Here is a 15,049-nt window from a genome sequence, read left to right as displayed (position 1 = left end):
ACGCGGCTCGGCTCAACACGCCAGGAGCACCACCGCGGTGACGAGGACCACGACGAACGCCCCGGACGACGCGATGCTGATCCGTTCGACCAGACCGTCCTTCGTGGCGGTGATGAGCTGCAGCACGAAGCTGACCATGACGCAGGCGACGAAGACGAGCAGCAGCCAGGCGAAGGCATCGCGCTCGGCCACGGTCAGCACGAGCACGGCCCCGACGACCGCCAGCACCCAGACCGGCAGGACGGACGTCAGCCGCAGGCGACGCTGGTCGGTGGGGTGCACGGGCTCGGTCACGCGCTCCATCATGGCAGGGACGTGCGGAACGCACGCACCGTGCGGTGCGGGATGACGCGCAATCCGTCCGGCCGGATGAGTCCTTCCCGAGCATCACTAGGATGTCTCCACGACGTCATCCACCTCCGGAGGTCCTGTGGCACAGCTCCTGGTACTCACCTCGACCGCGCCCGGAGACGTCCTGCCGAGCCTGGGCCTCCTGAGCCACCGGATCCGCCACGTGCCGGCCGAGGCCGCACAGCTGGTCAACGCCCCGCAGAGCGACCTGATGTTCGTGGACGCCCGTACCGACCTGGTCAGCGCGAAGGCCCTGTGCAAGATCCTCGCCTCGTCGGGGTCGACCACGCCGATCGTGCTCGTCGTCACCGAGGGCGGGCTGACCGCGGTGAACAGCGACTGGAACGTCGACGACGTCGTGCTCGAGAGCGCGGGACCGGCCGAGATCGACGCCCGCATCCGGCTGTCGGCCGGCCGTGCGGCGAAGGGCCAGACGAGCTCGAAGATCCAGGCGTCCGGTGTCGTCATCGACGAGGCCAGCTACTCCGCCAAGGTGCGCGGCCGGCCGCTCGACCTGACGTTCAAGGAGTTCGAGCTCCTGCGCTTCTTCGCCACCCACCCGTCACGCGTCTTCACCCGCGAGCAGCTGCTCAGCGAGGTCTGGGGCTACGACTACTTCGGTGGCACCCGCACGGTCGACGTGCACGTCCGACGACTGCGCGCCAAGCTCGGCGACCTCGAGTCGCTCATCGGCACCGTCCGCAACGTCGGGTACCGCTTCAACGTCTACGACGACGAGGCCGAGCGCCTGATGGGGCAGTAGTGCTGCCCGACCTCGACAGCTTCGTCGCCCCCGGCGAGGCTCCCCCGTTCTCCGACCAGACGCTGGTGGACGTCCGCGCGGGGCGCGCGACCGTCCTGACGGTCGACCACGGGGTCGCCGTGGTCCGTGACGGTGAGCTCGAGATGGTCGTCGCCCAGGAGGCCCGTGGCCAGGGCATCGGCACGGCCCTGGTGACGCAGGCACTCGCGCTGGGCGGCGGGGCCGCTCCCCGGCTCGCGTGGGCGCACGGGGACCACCCGGCAGCGCGTGCGCTGGCCGACCGGTTCGGCTGGCGCGCGGTCCGCACGCTGCTGCAGCTCCGGGCGCCCGTCGCCGACTCCGATGTGGACGTCGCCGCCGACGTCGCGCTGCCCGACGGCTACTCCCTGTCGGCGTTCCGCCCCGGCACCGACGACGAGACCGACTGGCTCACGCTGAACGCCACCGCCTTCGCCCACCACCCCGAGCAGGGGCGGATGACGCTCGACGACCTGCACGCCCGCGAGGCCGACGACTGGTTCTCCGGCGAGGACCTGCTGCTGCTCCGCGACGCCTCCGGGCAGCTCGCCGGCTCGTGCTGGCTCAAGGTCGAGGACGGCATCGGCGAGTTCTACGCCGTCGCCGTGCGGCCCGACCTGCAGGGGCAGCGACTCGGCGGAGTGCTCATGCGTGCGGGCACCGCTCGGCTGCGCGGCCGCGGGCTGACCGCCGCCGCGCTGTACGTCGAGGGGGACAACGAGCCGGCGCTGGCGCTGTACCGGCGCTCGGGGTTCACCCAGCACGCGATCGACGTGCAGTACGCGGCGCCGGAGCAAATCTCAGGTCACTGATACGCTGCGCCCATGATCCAGGGGGACCAGGGCGGATCGCCCATCGAACGACGACGTCCGCACGCACGGTCGGGGGCACGCCGGTGAACTTCAACCCGTCGCCGGTGTTCCTCGCGATGGCGGCGATGGTCGCCATCCCCGCCGTCGTCACCGCACTCGTCCGCCAGAGCGACCGGAAGCGCCCCCCGTCGGCGGTCGTCGGGGACGAGGCGTACGGCGTGCTCTTCACCGTCCGCGCTCGCCGGTGGAACTACCTGCTGCTCCGGATCATCGGGATCGTCTTCATCGTGGTCGGCGGGTTCTTCCTGCTGGCCGCACTCGCCCTGCTCGACGACCCCGAGGCGATCGGGATGCTCCTCGGCGGTCTCGGCATCGGGCTGTTCGGGCTGCTGTTCGTCTACCTGGGCGTCGGGCAGAAGCGGCGCCGGGTCGAGGCGTACGACTCGCAGCTGGTCGTCACGCCGATGTTCCGTGCCGCCCGGACCGTCGACCCCGCTGCCATCAAGCACATCCGGCCCACGACGAACCGCTTCGGCGGCCTGGACGTCAAGGTGCACGGCCAGCGCGGGGTGATCAGTGTCCTGTCCATCGATGCCGCCTACCCCGAGTTCTGCGCGTGGCTCGAGCAGCGGGCGCCGGCGCAGTGGGGCGCGTTCGTGCAGGTCTTCGCGCGCTGAGCGCAGCACCTCGGTCCGTCGCGGCCGTTCCTGCACAACCGAACGGTTCACCGCCGGTTTCCACAGCGTCCACCGAGGCCCCTCCGGTGGCAGGGGCCGGGTGGCAGGATGTGGGGATGGACACCGAACCGCAGCTCGACGGCGAATCCGTCGCACCCGACCTCGACGACTTCGACGAAGTCATCGAGATCGAGCACGAGTCACTGCCGACGGACCGCTACTTCGACCGCGAGCTCAGCTGGCTCCGGTTCAACCAGCGTGTGCTCGAGCTGGGCGAAGACCGCACGCAGCCCCTGCTGGAGCGGGCGAACTTCCTGGCGATCTTCGCGTCCAACCTCGACGAGTTCTTCATGGTCCGCGTCGCCGGCCTGAAGCGCCGCATCGACACCGGCATCGCCGTCCCGACCAACGTCGGCCGTGCTCCCAGCGACGTCCTGCGGGACATCGCGAAGAAGGCCCACGAGCTGCAGGACCGGCACGCCCAGGCCTTCATCGGGTCGCTCAAGCCCGACCTCGACGCCGCGGGCATCCACATCGAGCACTGGTCCGACCTCGACGAGGCCGACCGGCAGCGGATGCGGGAGTACTTCAACGAGCAGATCTTCCCGGTGCTCATGCCCCTGGCCGTCGACCCGGCGCACCCGTTCCCCTACATCTCCGGGCTCTCACTCAACCTGGCGGTGCGGGTCCGCAACCCGAAGTCGCAGCGCCAGGAGTTCGCGCGCCTCAAGGTGCCGCAGAACTTCTCGCGCTTCATCAAGCTCCCCGACGACAACTCCGGCCGGATGCGCTTCATCCCGCTCGAAGACCTCATCGCGAACCACCTCGACGACCTGTTCCCGGGGATGGAGGTCCTCGAGCACCACGTGTTCCGGGTCACCCGCAACGAGGACGTCGAGATCGAGGAGGACGAGGCCGAAAACCTCATCCAGGCCCTCGAGCGCGAGCTCCTGCGCCGCCGGTTCGGTCCGCCGATCCGCCTCGAGATCACCGAGGACATGGACCCGGTGACCCTCGACCTGCTCGTGCGTGAACTCGACATCACCGAGGAAGAGGTCTTCCGGCTGCCGTCGCCGCTCGACCTCGGCGGACTGTTCGAGATCTCCAAGATCAACCGTCCGGACCTGCACTACCCGAAGCACGTGCCGACCACCCCGGTGCAGTTCCAGCCGGGTGAGCCGAACACCAAGCCCGACCTGTTCCGCGCGATCAAGGCGAACGACGTCCTGGTCCACCACCCCTACGAGTCCTTCGCCACGAGCGTGCAGGCGTTCCTCGAGCAGGCCGCGGCCGACCCGAACGTGCTGGCGATCAAGCAGACCCTGTACCGCACCTCCGGCGACAGCCCCATCGTCGAAGCGCTCATCGACGCAGCGGCCGCCGGCAAGCAGGTCCTCGCCCTGGTCGAGATCAAGGCCCGCTTCGACGAGCAGAACAACATCACCTGGGCCCGGAAGCTCGAGAAGGCCGGCGTGCACGTCGTCTACGGCCTGGTCGGGCTGAAGACGCACTCGAAGCTGGTGCTCGTCATCCGGCAAGAGGGCGGGACGCTCAAGCACTACAGCCACATCGGCACGGGCAACTACAACCCCAAGACCTCGCGCATCTACGAGGACATGGGGCTCTTCACCTCGGACGACACGGTGGGCAAGGACCTCACCCGCCTGTTCAACGAGCTGTCCGGCTACGCCATCGAGAAGAAGTTCAAGCGCCTGCTCGTGGCACCGCTGCACCTGCGGAAGGGCCTGCTCAAGCGCATCCAGACCGAGGCTGCCAACGCCCGGGCCGGCAAGCCCTCGGGCATCCGGATCAAGGTCAACTCGATGGTCGACGAGCAGATCATCGACGCGCTGTACCTGGCGAGCCAGGCCGGGGTGCCGATCGACGTGTGGGTGCGCGGCATCTGCTCGCTCAAGCCGGGCATGGAAGGCGTCAGCGACACCATCCGCGTGCGGAGCATCGTCGGGCGCTACCTCGAGCACTCCCGTGCGTTCGCGTTCCACAACGACGGCGACCCCGCGGTGTTCATCGGCAGCGCCGACATGATGCACCGCAACCTCGACCGACGCGTCGAGGCGCTCGTGCGGCTGGTCGCCCCGGACCACATCAACGAGGTCCAGGAGATGTTCGACCTGGCGATGGCCGACACCGCCAGCTCGTGGCACCTGGAGTCCGACGGCGAGTGGACACGGCACTCCACGGACGATGCGGGCCGTCCGCTCGAGGACGTGCAGAATGTGACCATGCGGAAGATCTCGGCCCGGAAGCGCTCGACTCGGTGAGCGGCGGTCCCTCGGGCCCCGTCGTCGCTGCGGGTGCGGTCGTCTGGCGCGAACAGGACGGCACCCCCCTCGTGCTGCTCATCCACCGCGACCACCACAAGGACGTCTCCCTGCCCAAGGGCAAGGTGGACCCGGGCGAGGCCGTCCCGACGACCGCCGTGCGCGAGATCGACGAGGAGACCGGGTACCGCGTCCACCTCGGCGCACCGCTCGGCACCGCCGAGTACGTGCTGCCGAACGGCCGCGACAAGGTCGTGCACTACTGGGCAGCCCGGGTCTCGGCCAAGGAGTACGCCCGCGCCGGTGCCTTCGTGCCGAACCACGAGGTCGCGGCGCTCGAGTGGGTCACCATCGACGACGCCCGCAACCGCCTGACGTACGAGCGGGACGTCGCGATCCTCGACCGGTTCGCCGTACGCGCCGCCGCCGGACAGCACCGCACGTTCGCCCTGATCACCCTGCGCCACGCGAAGACGGTGCCCGGCTCAGACTGGGACGGCCCCGACGCCACCCGTCCACTGCTGCCCGTCGGCCGTTCGCAGGCCAAGGCCGCCGCCGCACCGGTCGCGGCGTTCGGCCCGAAGAAGATCGTGAGCAGCACGGCAGCGCGGTGCCTCGCGACCGTCGAACCGCTGTCCGCCGCGACGAAGCTCGGGGTCTCGAGCACCGCCGACATCAGCCAGGACGCCCACGACCGCGGCGCCGCCGACGTCAAGGGCGTCGTCCGGCGCCGGCTCGACAAGGGCAAGACCGCCGTCCTCTGCTCGCACGGCCCGGTGCTGCCCGACATCATCGCCCGGATCGCCACCGCGACCGCCGACGACTCCGGCCGCTTCGACCTGCGCCGCGCCGCGATGCTGTCCGTCGGGGACTTCTCCGTCATGCACATCGCCGGGGACACCCTCGTCGCGGTCGAGACGCACCGCAACACGATCCCGGCGTAGCCGGCGACCGCCAGACCGCAGTACCGCCGGACCGCAGCGCAGACGCCCGGTACCCGGCCACACGACGGGGCCGCGCCGCGCCCGGGAACGCGATCCGGGCCTCCCGGCCGCTCGTCCGCGATCATGCGTGCGCATCTTCCGAACGAGCGCACAGTGCCCCCGATCCTGCTCCCTGCGCGGGAGCGGCGCACGCCGCCCCGACGTGGACAACCCCTCGTTCACCTCCCGTTCACCAGCGGGGGTGATTGCGGTCACCTCGCGTCCCTACAGTCGCTCCCGGGTCGGCACCGGCCCAGGGACCGCAGTGGTCCCACTGCATTCCATTCCCGAAGGGACCCCTGTGAACATCAAGCGAATCGGTTCGATCGCAGCAATCGCGATCGCCGGCGCAGTCGTGCTCTCCTCGTGCGCGGCAAACGAGGACGCGGGCAGCACCGAGTCCTCCTCCACCAGCGGCAGCGACTACTCGAAGCTCTCCGGCACCCTGACCGGCTCCGGCTCGTCGGCACAGCAGACCGCGCAGGCCACCTGGGCCGCCGGTTTCCAGAACGAGGCCTCGGGCGTCACCGTGAACTACACCCCGGACGGCTCGGGCGCCGGCCGCGAGAACTTCATGTCGGGTGCCGCGGACTTCGCCGGCTCCGACGCCGCGCTGAAGGACGAGGAGCTCTCGGGCAAGTTCGAGTCCTGCAAGGCGGACACCAAGGGCATCGACATCCCCGTCTACATCTCCCCGATCGCGATCGCGTACAAGGTCGACGGCGTCAGCGACCTGACCCTCGACGCGAAGACCATCGCGGGCATCTTCTCGGGCAAGATCACCAAGTGGGACGACTCCGAGATCGCCGACCTGAACAAGGACGCGAAGCTGCCGGACGCCGACATCACGGTCGTCCACCGCTCCGATGACTCGGGCACCACGCAGAACTTCTCGGAGTACGTCTCCGCGAACGCTTCTGACGTCTGGACCGAAGAGCCCAGCCAGACTTTCCCGTACTCGGTCGGTGACAGCGCGAAGGGCACCTCCGGTGTCGCCTCCGCGATGGGCAACGCCACCAACGCCATCACCTACATCGACGACTCCGGTGCGGGCGACCTCGACCGCGCGAAGCTGATGGTCGGCGACAAGGCGACCGAGATCTCGGCCGACGGCGCCGCGCAGGTCGTCGCCGACTCGAAGATCGCGACCGGCCGCGAGGACAACGACCTCGCGATCGACATCGACCGCAAGGACACCGCTGACGGTGCCTGGCCGCTGGTCCTCGTCTCCTACGCCATCGCGTGCCAGGAGTACAAGGACGCCGACAAGGCCGAGCTCGTGAAGGGCTACCTCGACTACGTCGTCTCGAGCGCCGCTCAGGACGCCGCTGCCAAGGAGGCCAAGTCGGCCGCCCTCTCCTCCGACCTCGCGTCGAAGGCCAAGGACGCGGTCGCTTCCATCAAGTAAGGCCTCTTGAGCGCCCGGACGCCGGTCCCACCCACTCGACCGGCGTCCGGGCACTCAGCCGTCCAAGACCCCACCGGACGCGAACCCGTCCAGGACCCACCCGGACGCGCACCCGTCCGGGCCCACGGCCCGGACGCGCACCACCACCCCAGAACCCGTCGCCTCCCCCGGCGTTCCTCCGACAGGAGTACCCCATGACGACCGCACCGGCCCAGCCAGGGGCCACCGTCACCCCGACCAAGCCGAAGCCCGTCGTCCGTGTCGGCGACCGCGTCTTCTCCGCCGCCTCGGTCATCGCCGGCGGCCTCATCCTCTTCGTGCTCGTGCTCGTCGCCGCGTTCCTCGTCTGGCAGAGCATCCCGGCCTTCTCCGCCAAGGTCGGCGAGCTGCCGGGCAAGGCCACGAACTTCTGGGACTTCGTCGGCCCCCTGGTCTTCGGCACCGTCTGGTCCGCGCTCATCGCGCTCGTGATCGCCGTGCCGCTGTCCCTCGGGATCGCCCTCTTCATCTCGCACTTCGCGCCGCGTCGACTCGCGCCGGTCCTCGGCTACGTCATCGACCTGCTGGCCGCGGTGCCGTCGGTCGTCTACGGCCTCTGGGGCATCGCCGTGCTGGCGCCCCTGGTGAAGCCGTTCTACGTGTTCCTGAACGAGTACATCGGCTGGTTCCCGCTGTTCTCCGGCCAGGTGTCCGGCACCGGTCGCACGATCCTGACCGCGTCGATCGTCCTCGCCGTCATGGCGATCCCGATCATGACCGCGGTCATGCGTGAGATCTTCCTGCAGGCCCCGACCCTCAACGAGGAAGCGGCCCTGGCCCTCGGCGCGACCCGCTGGGAGATGATCCGCCTGTCGGTCCTGCCGTTCGCGAAGTCCGGCATCGTCTCCGCGATCATGCTCGGCCTCGGTCGTGCTCTCGGCGAGACGATGGCGATCGCGCTGGTGCTGTCGGTCTCGACGAACGTCACGTTCCAGATGCTGACGTCGCAGAACCCCTCGACGATCGCGGCGAACATCGCCCTGCAGTTCGCCGAGGCATCCGGTACGGCACTGAACGCGCTCATCGCGTCGGGTCTGATCCTCTTCGTCATCACCCTGGTCATCAACATGCTCGCGCGGTACATCGTCCGCAGCCGAGTCAGCTGAGAGGTCGCACCCGATGTCCCTCGCGCTCCGTCAGACCGGCACCGCCGGCAACGTCTACGCCAACGGCAAGCTGCACGCCTCCGTCCCGTGGCTGCTGCTCGTCGGCAGCTGGGTCGCCCTCGTCCTGGTCTTTGCCCTGCTCAACGCGGGTGGCGCCGTCAAGGACTTCAACGTCGTCGCCGCGATCTTCCTCGGCACGGTCCTGTTCGACGTCCTCATCGTCGTCATCTCGCGCATCGTCGAGGGTGGCCGCAAGGCGGTCGACCGCCTGGTCACCTCGCTCGTCATCACGGCGTTCGTCATCGCGGTCCTGCCGCTGGTGTCGCTGCTCTGGACGGTCATCGCCAAGGGCGTCGCCCGCTTCGACGCGAACTTCTTCTCGTACTCGATGCGCGGGGTCATCTCCGAGGGCGGCGGCGCGGTCCACGCCCTCATCGGCACGCTCGAGATCACGCTGTTCGCGGCGCTCATCTCGGTGCCGATCGGGCTGCTCACCTCGATCTACCTGGTCGAGTACGGTCGCGGCGCACTGGCGAAGGGCATCACGTTCTTCGTCGACGTCATGACGGGCATCCCGTCGATCGTCGCCGGCCTGTTCGCCTACGCGCTCTTCGCGCTGTTCCTCGGCCCGGGTGCCCGCTTCGGCCTGGTCGGCTCCGTCGCCCTGTCGGTGCTGATGATCCCGATCGTCGTGCGCTCCACCGAAGAAGTGCTGAAGATCGTCCCGATGGAACTCCGCGAGGCCTCGTACGCCCTCGGGGTGCCGAAGTACCTCACCATCCTCAAGGTCGTGCTCCCCACCAGCCTCGCCGGCATCACCACCGGCGTCATGCTCTCCATCGCCCGCGTCATCGGTGAGACCGCCCCGCTGCTCGTCACGGCCGGCTTCACCGCGAGCATGAACTACAACCTGTTCCGTGACCCGATGATGACCCTGCCGGTGTACGCGTACACGCAGTACTCGCAGCAGGGCGCCAACCCGGTGCCGTTCGTCGACCGGGCCTGGACCGCGGCCCTCGTGCTCATCCTGATCGTGATGCTGCTGAACCTGCTCGCTCGGTTCATCACCCGTCTCTTCGCCCCCAAGCTCAGCCGCTGACCCTCCGCCCCCGCGGAACCAGCGACACCACCCACCCAGAAGGATCAACGTGTCCAAGCGCATCGAGGTCGACGGCCTCAACGTCTACTACTCGAAGTTCAAGGCGGTCGAGGGTGTCGACATCACCATCGAGCCCCGCACCGTCACGGCCTTCATCGGCCCGTCGGGCTGCGGCAAGTCCACCTTCCTCCGCACCCTGAACCGCATGCACGAGGTCATCCCCGGCGCATGGGTCGAGGGCTCGGTCAAGATCGACGGCGACGACCTGTACGGCGCCGGCGTCGACCCCGTGCTCGTCCGTCGTCAGGTCGGCATGGTCTTCCAGCGTCCGAACCCGTTCCCCACGATGTCGATCCGCGACAACGTGCTGGCGGGCGTGAAGCTCAACAACAAGCGCGTCTCCCGCTCCGAGGCCGACGACATCGTCGAGCGCTCGCTGCAGGGTGCGAACCTGTGGAACGAGGTCAAGGACCGCCTCGACAAGCCCGGCATGGGTCTGTCCGGTGGGCAGCAGCAGCGTCTCTGCATCGCCCGCGCGATCGCGGTCGAGCCGGACGTGCTCCTGATGGACGAGCCCTGCTCGGCCCTCGACCCGATCTCGACCCTCGCCATCGAGGACCTGATCGAGGAGCTCAAGAAGGAGTTCACGATCGTGATCGTGACCCACAACATGCAGCAGGCGTCGCGCGTCAGCGACAAGACGGCGTTCTTCAACATCGCCGGCACGGGCGCCCCCGGCAAGCTCATCGAGTTCGACGACACCGCGACGATGTTCTCGAACCCGTCCGTGCAGGCCACCGAGGACTACGTCTCGGGTCGCTTCGGTTGATCGGCATCCGTCCGTCGCACTGACGGACGGCCTGGAGGCCCGGTGCACGTCCGCCACGGACGCGCACCGGGCCTTCGTGGTTGCGCCGGAAAGCCGTGCGGACGAAGAACGACGAAGCCGCTGTCGTGTGACAGCGGCTTCGTCGTTCTGCGTCGGTGGCAGTCCAGCAGGACCGCCCGAGGCGTCAGGCCGTGGTGGTGGGGACCGCCATGATCGGCGACGTGGTCGGCTGCTCGGAACCGCCCTCGGGCTCGACCGTCATCCCGATCGTCGCGCCCTCGGACATCGCGCCCTTGAGCACGGCGGAGTGCACACCGTCAGCCGCACCGTCGACCAGGCCGGCCGACTTGATGGTGCCGCCCTGCTCCTCGGAGCCGATGTACCAGAGCTCGTACGTCTTGCCCTTCGGCGCCTGCTCGACACCGTCGAGGATCACCGCGGACTTGCCGAGGTCGTTCGACCACACGACCGTCGCCGAACCGCCGCCCGCGACCTTGGTGGTGGTGCGCTGGAAGTCTGAGGCGGCGTAGATGCGGTCGAGACCGCTCGAGGCCTGGGTGGTGCCCGTGCCGGAGCCGTTCGGGTCGAAGATCGACCCGACGCCGAGTCCGCCGAAGAAGACCGCGGCGACGGCAGCTGCGGCCGTCAGCATGACCGCCGGACGCTGGAACCAGCGGCGGCGAGCCTCGGACGATGCCCGGCCACCGGCGGTGGCGCCGTCGGCGATCGAGGCGACGTGCCTGGCGGGCTCGGGACGGGCCTCCTGGACGGAGGTGGTCTCGGCGACCGGGGTCTGGTCGACCGTCGTGTCGGCGAGGGGCGCAGCCTGGGGGGTCGTCGCGATCCGGGCCAGCAGCGACGCCTTGAGCGACGCGGGGGGCTCGATCGGTGCGACGGCGTAGGCGAGCTGCAGCGCGGTCTCGCGCAGCGAGTCGTTCTCGGCCTGCAGCTCGGGGGACGTCCGGAGGGCGTCCTCGAGGAGCGCGCGCTCGTCGTCGGACAGCGCGTCGAGTGCGTGGGAACCCGTCATCAGTGCGGGGTCGTCGTGGCGTTCGGTCATGAGGTCACCCCCATCTCGTCTCGGAGTCGGATCATCCCGTCACGGAGACGGGTCTTGACGGTGCCGATGGGGACACCGAGGTGTTCGGCCATCTCGCTGTGCGAGTAGCCGCCGTAGTACGCGAGTTGCACGGCCTGCCGCTGGAACTCGGTGAGCTTCGCCAGCGCTCGGCCGACGCGCTCGTGCTCGATGCGGATCTCGACTGACTCGGAGACCTGGTCGAAACCGGCCTCGAGGTCGCGGATGCCGATCTTGGTGTCGCGGTCGTGCGACGACTGCGAGGCACGGACCCGGTCGACCGCTCGGCGGTGGGCCATGGTGAGGACCCAGCTGGCGGCCGTCCCACGCTTCCGGTCGAAGCGGGTGGCCTGCTGCCAGACCTCCAGGAAGACCTCCTGTGTGACCTCTTCCGACTGCGCGCGGTCCCGGAGGAGGCGCGTGATCAGACCGAGGACCCGACCGGAGAGTGCGTCGTAGAGGTCCGCGAAGGCGGCTTGGTCACCGGCGGCGACCCGGGCGAGGAGGTCGTCCGGCGATGCCTGAGCTGGCTCTGACGAGCTCCAGCGTTCGGTGTCGCTATCCACGAGGGCAAGCATTGCAGGTTTCCCTCCTCTCGGTTGCTTTCGTTGACCAGGCGGGTAGCACGAAGCCTCCGCATGGGCGGTCGAGACGAGGGGCCGGCGTGACCCACAGGGAATTGACCGGCGGTGCCGGTCCGGGTCACACCGGGCCTCTCGCTTCGTGACGGGCATTCCGTCCGTCACGCTGATGATTCGGTGCGGTCCCCGCTGTGGATTGGATGGGGGTCGGGATTTCTCGACGGGATGGGCGCGGCGGGCCTGCACCGGGGTGCGCGCGGGCGCGCCCGGGGCCGGTTCTGTCCACCATGAGTGAACAGGGTCGAGTGATCAGCCGACGTCTCGTAGACTTGGTCTCGCCGGGCCGCAGCAAGCCCCGGGCTCCAAAATTCGCCGCTTCGAGCGGCCTCGCGCCGAGAGGCGCTTCTGCGGCCCGGTCTTTTTGTGCCCGGACGCGGTCGCGTCCGGGTTCTCTGCTGCGCGGCCCTTGGCCTGGCGCGTCATCGCGCTGCTGCGCGGCCCTTGGCCTGGCGCGTCATCGCGCTGCTGCGCGGCCCTGGCCTGGAGGCCCGGTGCGGGTCCGCCCCGCCGCTCGCTCAGTCCAGGCTGTCGCGGCGCCAGAGCGCCGCAGCCTCGGTCAGGTCGGCCGCCAGCTCCGTCAGGCGGAGCGCCCGCGTCGTGAGTTCGCTCGCGCGCTCGGATGCCACCAGGTCGGACTCGTCCGCCACGGCGGTCGCGCCGGCGGCGGTCAGTCGGCAGAAGGACGCCCCGCGGTCGAGCGCCACCGCGAGGTCGCCCGTGTACAGGCCGTGCAGGATGCGGTCGGCGAGCGTCAGGATCTCCGCCGGCCCCGTCGGTTCCTCGGCACCCGCGACCGCCTGGTCGATCGTGCCGATCTGCGCCGTGCCCCGCTCGAACAGGTACGCGATCTCCTCCGGGTTCTGCCGGATGACGACGCGCACCAGGTACACCCGCCAGAGCGCCCCCGGCAGGGTGTGCGCCCCGACCCGCGCCCACAGCTCCGCGATGGCGTCGATGCCGTGCACGTCGGTGTAGGTGACGAGCCGCTCGACCACGGCCGGGTCCGGGTCCTCGCGCACCCGGTGCAGCAGGGCGTTCGCGGTCTCGTGCGCGACACGGTTCACGAGCGCCGGGTCCTCACCGCCCTGGATGGCGGCGAACTCGGCGTCGGTGAAGTGGACGGGACGGTGGTGATCGCGAGGCACCGCAGCAGTGTAGGCGCGGCCGGTGACACGCCCGCGTCCCGTTCGCCCAGAACGCAACCGCTGCGCCACGCGTACCGTGTTGCGGCAGGGAGGCGCTCCTCCCTGCACGTGAAGGAGAGGATCTTCCATGAACGCCCTGCTCATCATCCTGGCTGTGATCGCAGTCATCCTGCTGTTCGTCGGCGGTTTCGCTGCGAGCCTCAAGTTCCTGCTCTACGTCGGCATCGTGCTGCTGATCATCGCGGTCATCGCGTGGCTGCTGCGGACGCTCACCGGACGCCGGGGCTGACCCGGTCAGACGGTTCCGTCCCGGAGGCCCTCACCCGCTAGCCTTGCGGGTGAGGGCCTCTAGCTCAGTTGGTAGAGCACCGGACTTTTAATCCGAGGGTCGTGGGTTCGAGCCCCACGGGGCCCACACCTTCCGGCCTGCCTTCACAGCCCCGGTCTGGCCTCTTGTCTAGAATGCGACGGATGGGCCGACGATCGCAGCGCGAGCGGCCGGGCACCCCCACCGGCCCGGCGACGATGCGCCGACGCCGCCGGAAGCTGGTGCCGGCACTCGCCCTCGGCGCGATGGCACTCGGGGTCTCCGGACTCCTGCTGATCCTGCCGAGCGTCTCGAGTGCCTGCCAGCCGGTGTCCTCGTCGACCTCGGCCTCGGCCGTCGCTGCCCCCGGCGTCTCGGCCGATCGCGTCGCCGCGGCGATCGAACCCGGGTCACGCGTCCTGATCGTGGGTGACTCGTACACCTCGGGTCGGGGCTCGGCCAGCGGACTCCGCGGCTGGGCACAGGACCTCAGCGAGGACCGTGGGTGGACGGCCAAGATCGACGGGTACCCGGGCACGGGCTACGTCGACACCGGTCGGACCGGTTCGTCGCACTACACGTACGGGCCACGCCTCGAGCGGCACGCTGCGTTCGACCCCCAGCTCGTGATCGTGCAGGGAAGCCAGAACGATTGGCTCGTCGACTCGGACACCCTCCGCGCCACCGTCGAGCGGACCCTCCGCACGGCGCAGCAGACCTGGCCGGACGCCGTCGTCGTCGCGCTCGGCCCGTCAGCACCGCTGCCGTGGGCGAACTCGACCGTCGGTGTCGCCGCGTCGGTCTCCGCGGGTGCCGCCGCCGCCGGTGTCCCGTACATCGACGCCCTCGCCGGCAGGTGGTTCACGTCGAGCAACAGCCCGGGGTACTCCGCCGTCGACGGCGGCCACCCGAACGACGCCGGCTACCAGTACCTGGCGGACCGCGTCAGCGAGTCCCTCGACGCCCTCGGCGCACCCGTCGGCAGCGCCCGCTGCGTCTGAGCGGCGCCATCTGCTCCTGAACGGGGTACAACCCGTCCCCAGCGGGCTCATGGGAGATCCCCTGCCCACCACAGCCCGCCCTCAGCGGATTGTTGGGCTGCCGCCGATAGTGTCGTTCCCGGATCCGATCACCGGATCCTGCAGCACAGCACCACCACGAACGAACGGGGTACACCGTGATCGAGCCCATCGAAGCCACGCAGACCAGCACCACCGGTGACGCGCGCCGCATCGTCGAGCTCGCAGCAGCGACCAACACGACGATGAGCAACGAGCTCCTGCTCGACACGCTCCGCCGCAACGCCCAGGTCACGACCCGCCACATCCGCAAGGACTTCATCGAGGTCGCGACGGCCACCGCCGTGCTCGGCTACGTCTGCCGGCAGCGCAAGGACTTCATCGCGCTCCGTGGCGACGACCCGGCGTGGGCGCACGAGGTCGGCCGGTACGCGACCGAGTCCCTCGCGGTCGAGGCACTCCGGATGCGCCGCGGCTGACGCCCGGCGTCCG

Annotated in this window: 16 protein-coding genes and 1 tRNA gene; 13 read left to right on the top strand and 4 right to left on the bottom strand. The window is 69.6% G+C overall.

Annotated elements, in window-relative coordinates:
- Nucleotides 1-12: 12 nt before the first annotated feature.
- On the bottom strand, nt 13-294 hold the full coding sequence (locus DEJ12_RS03695) for a hypothetical protein (RefSeq protein ID WP_146245554.1): 282 nt from the start codon (nt 292-294) through the stop codon (nt 13-15).
- Nucleotides 295-430: 136 nt separating this feature from the next.
- On the opposite strand from DEJ12_RS03695, the gene DEJ12_RS03690 reads away from it, so the two are divergent.
- The 9 genes from DEJ12_RS03690 (at nt 431) to pstB (ending at nt 10,367) form a co-directional block, all read left to right on the top strand.
- On the top strand, nt 431-1,114 hold the full coding sequence (locus tag DEJ12_RS03690) for a response regulator transcription factor (RefSeq protein WP_017888078.1): 684 nt from the start codon (nt 431-433) through the stop codon (nt 1,112-1,114).
- Nucleotides 1,114-1,944 carry a mycothiol synthase gene (gene mshD, locus DEJ12_RS03685; RefSeq protein ID WP_111029056.1) on the top strand — a complete coding sequence of 277 codons (831 nt, stop codon included), beginning with the start codon at nt 1,114-1,116 and terminating at the stop codon, nt 1,942-1,944. Before DEJ12_RS03690 ends, mshD begins: the two co-directional genes overlap by 1 nt.
- An 83-nt stretch (nt 1,945-2,027) precedes the next feature.
- Nucleotides 2,028-2,621, top strand: a complete 594-nt coding sequence (locus DEJ12_RS03680; protein ID WP_111029055.1) for a hypothetical protein — start codon at nt 2,028-2,030, stop codon at nt 2,619-2,621.
- A 116-nt stretch (nt 2,622-2,737) separates the two neighbouring features.
- The gene (locus tag DEJ12_RS03675; protein WP_027466626.1) at nt 2,738-4,903 is read left to right on the top strand and encodes an RNA degradosome polyphosphate kinase; all 2,166 of its coding nucleotides are present in this window, start codon (nt 2,738-2,740) and stop codon (nt 4,901-4,903) included.
- The gene (locus tag DEJ12_RS03670; protein ID WP_111029054.1) at nt 4,900-5,847 is read left to right on the top strand and encodes an NUDIX domain-containing protein; all 948 of its coding nucleotides are present in this window, start codon (nt 4,900-4,902) and stop codon (nt 5,845-5,847) included. Before DEJ12_RS03675 ends, DEJ12_RS03670 begins: the two co-directional genes overlap by 4 nt.
- A 340-nt stretch (nt 5,848-6,187) precedes the next feature.
- Nucleotides 6,188-7,294, top strand: coding sequence for a phosphate ABC transporter substrate-binding protein PstS (gene pstS / locus DEJ12_RS03665; protein ID WP_071404717.1), 1,107 nt, complete (start codon nt 6,188-6,190; stop codon nt 7,292-7,294).
- Nucleotides 7,295-7,488: 194 nt separating this feature from the next.
- Nucleotides 7,489-8,439, top strand: coding sequence for a phosphate ABC transporter permease subunit PstC (gene pstC, locus DEJ12_RS03660; RefSeq protein WP_071404716.1), 951 nt, complete (start codon nt 7,489-7,491; stop codon nt 8,437-8,439).
- Between the two features lie 13 nt (nt 8,440-8,452).
- Complete coding sequence (pstA, locus tag DEJ12_RS03655) at nt 8,453-9,538, top strand: phosphate ABC transporter permease PstA (protein WP_111024123.1); 1,086 nt, start codon at nt 8,453-8,455, stop codon at nt 9,536-9,538.
- Nucleotides 9,539-9,587: 49 nt separating this feature from the next.
- Nucleotides 9,588-10,367 carry a phosphate ABC transporter ATP-binding protein PstB gene (gene pstB / locus DEJ12_RS03650; protein WP_027466631.1) on the top strand — a complete coding sequence of 260 codons (780 nt, stop codon included), beginning with the start codon at nt 9,588-9,590 and terminating at the stop codon, nt 10,365-10,367.
- A gap of 184 nt (nt 10,368-10,551) precedes the next feature.
- Here pstB and DEJ12_RS03645 read toward each other — a convergent pair whose 3' ends face one another.
- From DEJ12_RS03645 to DEJ12_RS03635, 3 genes are all read right to left on the bottom strand, one after another.
- Complete coding sequence (locus DEJ12_RS03645) at nt 10,552-11,427, bottom strand: anti-sigma factor domain-containing protein (RefSeq protein ID WP_111029053.1); 876 nt, start codon at nt 11,425-11,427, stop codon at nt 10,552-10,554.
- Nucleotides 11,424-12,023: an ECF RNA polymerase sigma factor SigK gene (gene sigK, locus DEJ12_RS03640; protein WP_027466633.1), complete on the bottom strand. Its 600-nt coding sequence runs from the start codon at nt 12,021-12,023 to the stop codon at nt 11,424-11,426. Before sigK ends, DEJ12_RS03645 begins: the two co-directional genes overlap by 4 nt.
- 578 nt (nt 12,024-12,601) lie before the next feature.
- On the bottom strand, nt 12,602-13,231 hold the full coding sequence (locus DEJ12_RS03635) for a DNA-directed RNA polymerase subunit beta (protein ID WP_111029052.1): 630 nt from the start codon (nt 13,229-13,231) through the stop codon (nt 12,602-12,604).
- Nucleotides 13,232-13,358: 127 nt separating this feature from the next.
- On the opposite strand from DEJ12_RS03635, the gene DEJ12_RS17785 reads away from it, so the two are divergent.
- The 4 genes from DEJ12_RS17785 to DEJ12_RS03620 all read left to right on the top strand — a co-directional run bounded on the left by DEJ12_RS17785 (nt 13,359) and on the right by DEJ12_RS03620 (nt 15,036).
- The gene (locus tag DEJ12_RS17785) at nt 13,359-13,520 is read left to right on the top strand and encodes a hypothetical protein (protein WP_017888098.1); all 162 of its coding nucleotides are present in this window, start codon (nt 13,359-13,361) and stop codon (nt 13,518-13,520) included.
- A gap of 53 nt (nt 13,521-13,573) precedes the next feature.
- Nucleotides 13,574-13,646 (top strand) — tRNA-Lys (locus DEJ12_RS03630).
- 56 nt (nt 13,647-13,702) lie between these two features.
- The gene (locus DEJ12_RS03625; protein ID WP_181433049.1) at nt 13,703-14,539 is read left to right on the top strand and encodes an SGNH/GDSL hydrolase family protein; all 837 of its coding nucleotides are present in this window, start codon (nt 13,703-13,705) and stop codon (nt 14,537-14,539) included.
- A gap of 176 nt (nt 14,540-14,715) precedes the next feature.
- Nucleotides 14,716-15,036: a hypothetical protein gene (locus tag DEJ12_RS03620; protein ID WP_027466636.1), complete on the top strand. Its 321-nt coding sequence runs from the start codon at nt 14,716-14,718 to the stop codon at nt 15,034-15,036.
- The last annotated feature ends 13 nt before the right edge of the window (nt 15,037-15,049 follow it).

Source organism: Curtobacterium sp. MCLR17_059 (genome assembly GCF_003234665.1).
Taxonomy (GTDB): Bacteria; Actinomycetota; Actinomycetes; order Actinomycetales; family Microbacteriaceae; genus Curtobacterium; species Curtobacterium flaccumfaciens.
This window is presented reverse-complemented; position numbering and strand designations above follow the sequence as displayed.

Bases quoted from the DNA above. Each gene is read 5' to 3' on its own strand.
- DEJ12_RS03675 (WP_027466626.1), top strand. From the start codon at position 2,738: ATGGACACCGAACCGCAGCTCGACGGCGAATCCGTCGCACCCGACCTC.
- pstC (WP_071404716.1), top strand. From the start codon at position 7,489: ATGACGACCGCACCGGCCCAGCCAGGGGCCACCGTCACCCCGACCAAG.
- pstA (WP_111024123.1), top strand. From the start codon at position 8,453: ATGTCCCTCGCGCTCCGTCAGACCGGCACCGCCGGCAACGTCTACGCC.
- DEJ12_RS03645 (WP_111029053.1), bottom strand. From the start codon at position 11,427: ATGACCGAACGCCACGACGACCCCGCACTGATGACGGGTTCCCACGCA.
- sigK (WP_027466633.1), bottom strand. From the start codon at position 12,023: ATGCTTGCCCTCGTGGATAGCGACACCGAACGCTGGAGCTCGTCAGAG.
- DEJ12_RS17785 (WP_017888098.1), top strand. From the start codon at position 13,359: ATGAACGCCCTGCTCATCATCCTGGCTGTGATCGCAGTCATCCTGCTG.
- DEJ12_RS03625 (WP_181433049.1), top strand. From the start codon at position 13,703: ATGGGCCGACGATCGCAGCGCGAGCGGCCGGGCACCCCCACCGGCCCG.